General features: G+C 67.5%; 6 protein-coding genes. 1 reads left to right on the top strand and 5 read right to left on the bottom strand.

All coding sequences use genetic code 11. The annotated features are described in order from the left end of the window. Positions 1-340 (top strand): GcrA family cell cycle regulator (locus CVM52_RS22240; RefSeq protein WP_276308656.1); only part of this gene is annotated, 340 nt, incomplete at its 5' end. Between the two features lie 68 nt (positions 341-408). On the opposite strand, the gene CVM52_RS22245 is transcribed toward CVM52_RS22240, so the two are convergent. The 5 genes from CVM52_RS22245 to CVM52_RS22265 all read right to left on the bottom strand — a co-directional run. Next, complete coding sequence (locus tag CVM52_RS22245; protein ID WP_100164568.1) at positions 409-1953, bottom strand: acetolactate synthase large subunit; 1545 nt, start codon at positions 1951-1953, stop codon at positions 409-411. 43 nt (positions 1954-1996) lie between these two features. Beyond that, positions 1997-3565 (bottom strand): class I adenylate-forming enzyme family protein, encoded by a 1569-nt coding sequence (locus CVM52_RS22250; protein ID WP_100164569.1) that lies wholly within the window; start codon positions 3563-3565, stop codon positions 1997-1999. Positions 3566-3659: 94 nt separating this feature from the next. Continuing rightward, positions 3660-4280 (bottom strand): glutathione S-transferase family protein, encoded by a 621-nt coding sequence (locus CVM52_RS22255; RefSeq protein ID WP_100164570.1) that lies wholly within the window; start codon positions 4278-4280, stop codon positions 3660-3662. A gap of 157 nt (positions 4281-4437) precedes the next feature. Beyond that, positions 4438-5583, bottom strand: coding sequence for an iron-containing alcohol dehydrogenase (locus CVM52_RS22260; RefSeq protein ID WP_100164571.1), 1146 nt, complete (start codon positions 5581-5583; stop codon positions 4438-4440). Continuing rightward, the coding region (locus CVM52_RS22265; RefSeq protein ID WP_100164572.1) for an aldehyde dehydrogenase family protein at positions 5580-6873 on the bottom strand (1294 nt) is incomplete at its 5' end. The genes CVM52_RS22265 and CVM52_RS22260, both read right to left, overlap by 4 nt.

The following is a 6873-nucleotide window of genomic DNA, read 5'->3' on the forward strand; positions in this document are numbered from 1 at the left end:
AACCGAGGCCGCGCGCCCGGCTGCGCCCGAGTCCGACGCCAAGCCGGCGGTGCCGGCGCGGCGCCAGATCATTCCGGCGGGACAGCCGCTGCCGCCGCAGCCCTCGGCCAACGAGATCAGCCCCGAGGCGCTGGCCAAGGTCAACGAGGTCGAGAAGAAAGCCAAGAAGATCAGCCTGATGGAATTGACCGAGCGGACCTGCAAATGGCCGGTCGGCGACCCGGCGACCGAGGATTTCTGGTTCTGCGGCCTGCCGGTGCAGGCGGGCAAGCCCTATTGCGAGGCCCATGTGGGCGTCGCCTTCCAGCCGATGAGCTCGCGGCGCGACCGCAAGCGGTAGGCCACAAGCGCGGTTAGTACCTGGACCCCGGACACGGCTCCGGGGTCGCGCCTTTGGCGGCTTGGCGCTTACATCACCACTTCGATCAGCACCGGGCCGTCGAGGGCCAGGCCGGTCTCGATTGCCTTGGTCAGGGCGCCGGCCTCGTCGACGCGATACGCCTCCAGCCCAAGCGATTTGGCCAGGCCAACCCAGTCGATCGCCGGCCGATCCAGCGACAACATGTCCAGCGCTTTCGGACCTGGATTCTGCACTCCCACATTGGTCAGCTCGCCGCGCAGGATCTGGTAGCTGCGATTGGCAAAGATCAGCACGGTCACGTCCAGCCCCTCGCGCGCCATGGTCCAGAGCGCTTGCGGCGTGTACATTGCGCTGCCGTCGCCGCTGAGGGCCAGCACCTTGCGGTCGGGGCAGGCCAGCGCGCAACCGATTGCAACCGGCAGGCTGTAGCCGATGGAGCCGCCGCGATTGTTGATCCAGCTGTGTGGCGGCGCGCCCGCGGTGACCGGGAAGAAACTGCGCCCGGTGGTCACTGCCTCGTCGATCACGATGGCATTTTCCGGGATTGTCGCGCCCAGCGCCGCGCCGATTGTCTCGGGCGTCAGCGCGCCGGTGGGCACCGGCAGTTCGGCCGCCTCGGCAAGGCCCAGCGGCGTGGTCCCGGCGGCGCCGGCCTCCTGTTCCAGCCCGTCCAAGACCGCATCCAGGTCGGCGGCCCAGTCGGCCAGGTCGATGATCTCGGCATCGGGCCGGGTCAGGCGCGCGGGCTTGCCGGGATAGGCGAAAAAGCCGATCGGCGGGCGCGCACCGACCAGCACGATCCGGTCGAAGGGCTCCAGCACCTGCAGCGCCTGGTCGATCGGATAGGGGATGCGCCCGATGCTGACCCGCCCTGCCCCGCGTTCCAGCCGCGCGTTGGACCATTCCGACAGCAGGGCACAGCCGGTTTTGGCGGCGATTCGCCCGGCGTGGTCGAGGTTTGCCGCAGTCAGCGCCTGCCCGCCCAGCAACAACAGCGTGCGCGGGCCGCTCAGCGCCCGCGCCGCCGCCACGACGGCCTCTGACGGAACCGTGGCGCGTGGCGCGGGCGGTTCGGCGGTGACAACCGGGCCGCCCTCGCTCCAGGCGGTGTCCGAGGGCAGGATCAGCGTGGCGATCTGGCCCGGTGCGGTGCGCGCCGCGGTGACCGCGGCGGCGCCGTCACGGCCCACCTCGGCAGCAGAGGTCGCGCTGTGCACCCAATGCGACATCGGACGCGCCAGCCCCTGGATGTCGGATTTCAGCGGCGCGTCCAGCGCCAGATGGCTTTCGGCATGTTCGCCGACGATATTGACGATACCCGATCCGGCCTTCTTGGCGTTATGCAGGTTGGCCAAGCCGTTGGCCAGCCCGGGGCCCAGATGCAGCAAGGTGCAGGCCGGGTTGCCGGTCATCCGGTAATAGCCGTCGGCGGCACCGGTGGCCACGCCTTCGAACAGCGCCAGCACCGAGCGCATGCCCGGCACATGATCCAGCGCGGCGACAAAGTGCATCTCGGAGGTGCCGGGATTGGTGAAACAGGTATCGACCCCGCTGGCGATCAGGCTGCGGATCAGGCTTTCGGCTCCGTTCATCTGATTTTCCCAAGCTGATGTCGGTTCGCGTCGCGACCGGCGGTTATTGTCCCGGCACGTCCCAATAGGGCGCACGCAGCTCACGTTTGAGGATCTTGCCGATCGAGCTGCGCGGCAGATCGCTGCGGATCTCGACCCCGGCCAGGCGTTGGGCCTTGCCCAGGCGGGCATTGGCGGCGGCGCAGATCGCCGCGGCCGCGCGCGTGGCCCCGGCGCGCAGCACCACCAGGCCCAGCGGGGTTTCACCCCATTGCTCGGACGGGATGGCGATCACCGCGGCATCGGTGACGTCTGGGTCGGCCAGCAGGGCCAGCTCCAGGTCATTGGCATAGATGTTGAGCCCGCCCGAGATGATCATGTCTTTCTTGCGGTCCGACAGCACCAGGAAGCCGTCGGCATCGAAGGCCCCCATATCGCCCGAGCGGAAATAGGCGCGACCCTGGGCATCGCGCCAGATAAACTCGGCGGTCAGGTCGTCGCGGCCGTAATAGCCCGCCATCATCGTCGGGCTGCGGCCGCAGATCTCGCCGAGCTGTCCCGGCGCAACCTCGCGCCCGGCCGCGTCGATCAGGCGGATCTGGCAACCGGGCGCCGGCTGGCCCACCGTGTGCAGCTTGTCGGGATGCTCGTCCGCCACCAGAACGGTGACGCCGCCACCTTCGGTCAGGCCGTAATATTCCACCAGCTTGCCGGGAAACCGTGCCAGCACATCCGCCTTCAGCTTGGCACGCAGCGGCGCTGAAGTGGAGAATTTGAACCGCATCGACGACAGGTCGAAGCGGTCGAAATCGGCCACCTCCATGATCCGCTTGTATTGTACCGGAACCAGCATCGTATGGGTGATGCGTTCGGCCTGGACCAGTTGCAGATAGGCGCGGGCGTCGAATTTCTCCATCAGCACCACGGTCGAGCCGCCCACCAGCGTCGGCAGGAAGGACACGATCGTGGTGTTGGAATAAAGCGGCGTGGACAGCAGCGTGCGCGCATCGGCATCGTATTCATTGGCGCTCACCCGGTCCATCTGGGCCGCGCGCATCCGGTGATCGTGCAGGATGCCCTTGGGTGTGCCGGTGGTGCCCGAGGAATAGATCAGGTTGAAGGCATCACCCAGGCCAACAGGCACCTGCGGATCGGTCGCGGCGGCCTCGGCGCACATCGCCGCGTAGGCCTCGAATCCGGGCGCGTCGAAATCGATCGCGACCTTGAGGCCGCCATAGCGCGGCAGGAAGGCCGAGGCGAGGCCGCGATATGTATCGGCCAGGAACAACGCCTTCGCATCGCAATCGGCCAGCATCTTTTCCAGCGCCTCGGCCGAAGCCATGGTCGACAACGGGGTAACACAGGCGCCGGCGCGCAGGATGCCGAGGAACAGTTCGGCATAGGCCACCGAATTGGGCGAGAGCACCGCGATGTTGTCGCCCCGCCCCAAGCCGCGCGCCAGCAGCGCGTTGGCCACGCGGTTCACCCGCGCGTCAAGCTCCGACCAGCTGAGGCGGGTGGCGCCACAGACCAGCGCCTCGCGCGCGGGCGCCCGGCGCGCCACCTCGCGCAGCATGTCCACCACCGTCTGCGTCGGTGGTTTCTGAGGCATCGGGACATCGATTGCGATCACGTCCTGGATCCGGTCAGGTTTCGGTTCGGCGAGATTAGGAGCCCGCGCGCGAAACTCAAGCCCGCGCCTCAGGCATTGCGGGGTGCGGCGCAGGTCACGCGAAACTGTAGGCGCCGCCGCGTTCCATCGCCCGCTGCCAGGCCGGGCGGGCGTGGATCTTTTCGACGAACTGTTTCAGCTTGGGCAGCACATCGCCGCGCCCCTGCTTGATGGCGATTTCGGCCGGAAAGCTCATCATGATGTCGACCGCCGACAGGTCGTCCAGCACGAAATGCCCCGACGGGCGCAGCATCCGCTCCATATAGGCGAAATGGCTGTCCAGCTGCTGCTGCACCCGCGGGCGCAGCGGCGCGCCGGCCTCGCCCAGCCGACCAAGATAAAGCGACAGCACCACCGGCAACATCGCCGAGCCTTCGACGAAATGCATCAGCTCCAGATGGGTGGTGTAGGCATCGCTTTGCACCCGAGGCACCAGGTGGCGGCCGTGGCGGTGGCACAGATAGGTGACGATCGCGCCGCTTTCGGCGATGCGCCGGCCGTTATGTTCCAGCACCGGCGCCTTGCCCAGCGGGTGTACCGAGGCCAATTCGGACGGCGCGAGGTTGGTCACCGCATCGCGTTCATATCTGCGCAGGTCATAGTTCAGTTCCAGCTCTTCCAGCAGCCACAGAATGCGCTGCGACCTCGAATTGTTGAGGTGATGGACGATGAACATGCGGCGCTCTCCCTCTCGCGTCGCGTGAGAGTGCGGAATACCGGCCGGCTTGGCAAGGGGAACTGTCCTTCCCCGGCGCCACAACAGCCGGCCCATGCCCCCGCCGCGCTGCCGCTGGCGGGGGCATGAATGTCCGGGACCGCCGCTGTTCCGCAGGTCAGATCACCGCCTGGAACAGCGCCTTGGTGTTCTCCGGCGTCATCGCCACCGGGTTGCCGCCGACGCTGGGATCCTCCAGCGCCATGGCCGTCAGTTCGTCGATGCGGTCGCTGCCGACGCCCATCTGCGACAGTTTCTCGGGGATGCCCAGCCGCGCCCGCAGGTCCAGCACATGGGCACAGAAGCCGTCGAAGCCACCGGCGATGCCCAGATAGGCCGCCGCGCGCTCCAGCCGCTCGGCCACGGCCGGGCGGTTGAAGGCCAGCACCGCGGGCATCACCACCGCGTTGGTGGTGCCGTGATGGGTGTTGTAGACCGCGCCGATGGGATGGCTGAGCGCGTGGATCGCGCCCAGCCCTTTCTGGAACGCCACCGCGCCCATGGCCGCCGCGCTCATCATGTGCGCGCGTGCCTCGAGGTCGCCGCCATCGTCATAGGCACGCGGCAGATAGGTGTTGACCAGCCGCATGCCTTCCAGCGCGATGCCCTGGCTCATCGGGTGGTAATGCGGCGAACAATAGGCTTCGAGACAATGGGCAAAGGCATCCATGCCGGTGCCGGCCGTGATCGCTTTGGGCATGCCAACGGTCAATTCGGGGTCGCAGATCACCACGCTGGGCAGCACCTTGGGGTGGAAGATGATCTTTTTCACATGGGTTTCGGAATTGGTGATGACGCTGGCGCGCCCCACCTCGCTGCCCGTCCCGGCAGTGGTCGGCACCGCGATGATCCGCGCGATGCCGGCCGGGTCGGCCCGCGTCCACCAGTCGCCGATATCCTCGAACTCCCAGACCGGGCGGGTCTGGCCCGACATGAAGGCGACCATCTTGCCCAGGTCCAACCCCGAGCCGCCGCCGAAGGCGATCACCCCGTCATGGCCCCCGGCCCGGTACACCTCCAGCCCGGCGGCCAGGTTCTTTTCGTTCGGGTTCGGGTCGACCTCGGAAAACATCGCGCGGCCCAGCCCGGCAGCGTCGAGAATGTCGAGCGCCTGTGCGGTGATCGGCAGCCCCGCCAGCCCCCGGTCGGTCACCAGCAGCGGGTTCTTGATGCCGGCGCCGACGCAGGCCTCGGCCAGTTCGGCGATGCGCCCGGCGCCGAATTTCAGTGCGGTCGGATAGGACCAGTTGCCCGTCAGGGTCATGTCGTCACCTTCTTCAGATGGTAGGATTTCGGCCGGGTCAGGTTGTGATAGCCGATCAGCGACAGCGACCCGCCCTTGCCGGTGCTCTTGCAGCCGGTCCAGCACAGGGCCGGGTCGAGGTAATCGGCGCGGTTCATGAACACGGTGCCGGTTTCGATCTGCGCGCCCAGCGCCTCGGCCCGGTCCGGATCCTGCGTCCAGAGCGAGGCGGTGAGGCCGAATTCACTGTCATTCATCAGCGCCAGCGCCTCGGCATCGGAAGTGACCGGCATGATGCCGACCACCGGGCCAAAGCTTTCCTCGCGCATCACCCGCATGTCGTGGCTGACATCGGTGAGGATCTGCGGCGTCAGGTAGGTGCCGCCATCATCGCTGTCGAACACCGGGATATGCGGGGTGGCCCCCGCCGCGACGGCCGCCTCGGTCTGCGCGCGCACCAGATCGGCAAAGCGCTTGTGCGCCATCGGGCCAAGGGTGGTTTCGGGGTCCAGCGGGTTGCCAAGCCGGTAGCCCTTGACGATGTCCACGGCCTTGGCGAGGAAATCGTCAAACAGGGCTTCATGCACGTAAATCCGTTCGATGCCACAGCAGCACTGGCCGGAATTGAACATCGCCCCGTCGATCAGCGTGTCGGCGGCGGCCTGCACATCGGCATCCTCCATGACATAGCCCGGATCCTTGCCGCCCAGTTCCAGCCCCAGCCCGGTGAAGGTTCCGGCGGCGGCCCGTTCGATCGCCTGCCCGGCCCCGACCGAGCCGGTGAAATTGACGAAGCCAAAGGATTTGGCGGCGATCAGCTGCGCGGTGGTGTCGTGGCCCAGAAACAGGTTCTGGAACACCTCCTCGGGCACACCGGCCGCATGGAAGGCGCGCGCCATGCGCTCGCCCACCAGCAGCGTCTGGGTGGCATGTTTCAGGATCACCGCGTTGCCGGCGATCAGCGCCGGCGCGACGCCATTGATCGCGGTCATGTAGGGATAGTTCCACGGCGCGATGATCAGCACCACGCCATGCGGCTCGCGCCGGATCAGCCGGCGGAATTTTCCGCTGTCCTCGACCTCGATCGGGGCCAGCCCCTGTTCGGCGATTTGCGCCATATAAGAGGCGCGTTCGTTCACCCCACCGAATTCGCCGCCATAGCGCACCGGGCGGCCCATCATGCGGGCCAGTTCCGGCACCACCTCGTCATTCATCTCGCCCAGCCGGGCGACGCCCTGCATTACCAACTCGATCCGCTCGGCCAGTGGCCGCGCGGCCCAGGCGCGCTGCGCGGCGCTGGCGCGCTCCACC

Origin of the sequence: Pseudooceanicola lipolyticus (assembly GCF_002786325.1) — a bacterium.
Classification (GTDB): Bacteria; Pseudomonadota; Alphaproteobacteria; order Rhodobacterales; family Rhodobacteraceae; genus Pseudooceanicola_C; species Pseudooceanicola_C lipolyticus.

Excerpts from the sequence above, each read along its gene's own strand:
- CVM52_RS22255 (WP_100164570.1), bottom strand. The coding sequence starts at position 4,280 with ATGTTCATCGTCCATCACCTCAACAATTCGAGGTCGCAGCGCATTCTG.
- CVM52_RS22245 (WP_100164568.1), bottom strand. The coding sequence starts at position 1,953 with ATGAACGGAGCCGAAAGCCTGATCCGCAGCCTGATCGCCAGCGGGGTC.
- CVM52_RS22260 (WP_100164571.1), bottom strand. The coding sequence starts at position 5,583 with ATGACCCTGACGGGCAACTGGTCCTATCCGACCGCACTGAAATTCGGC.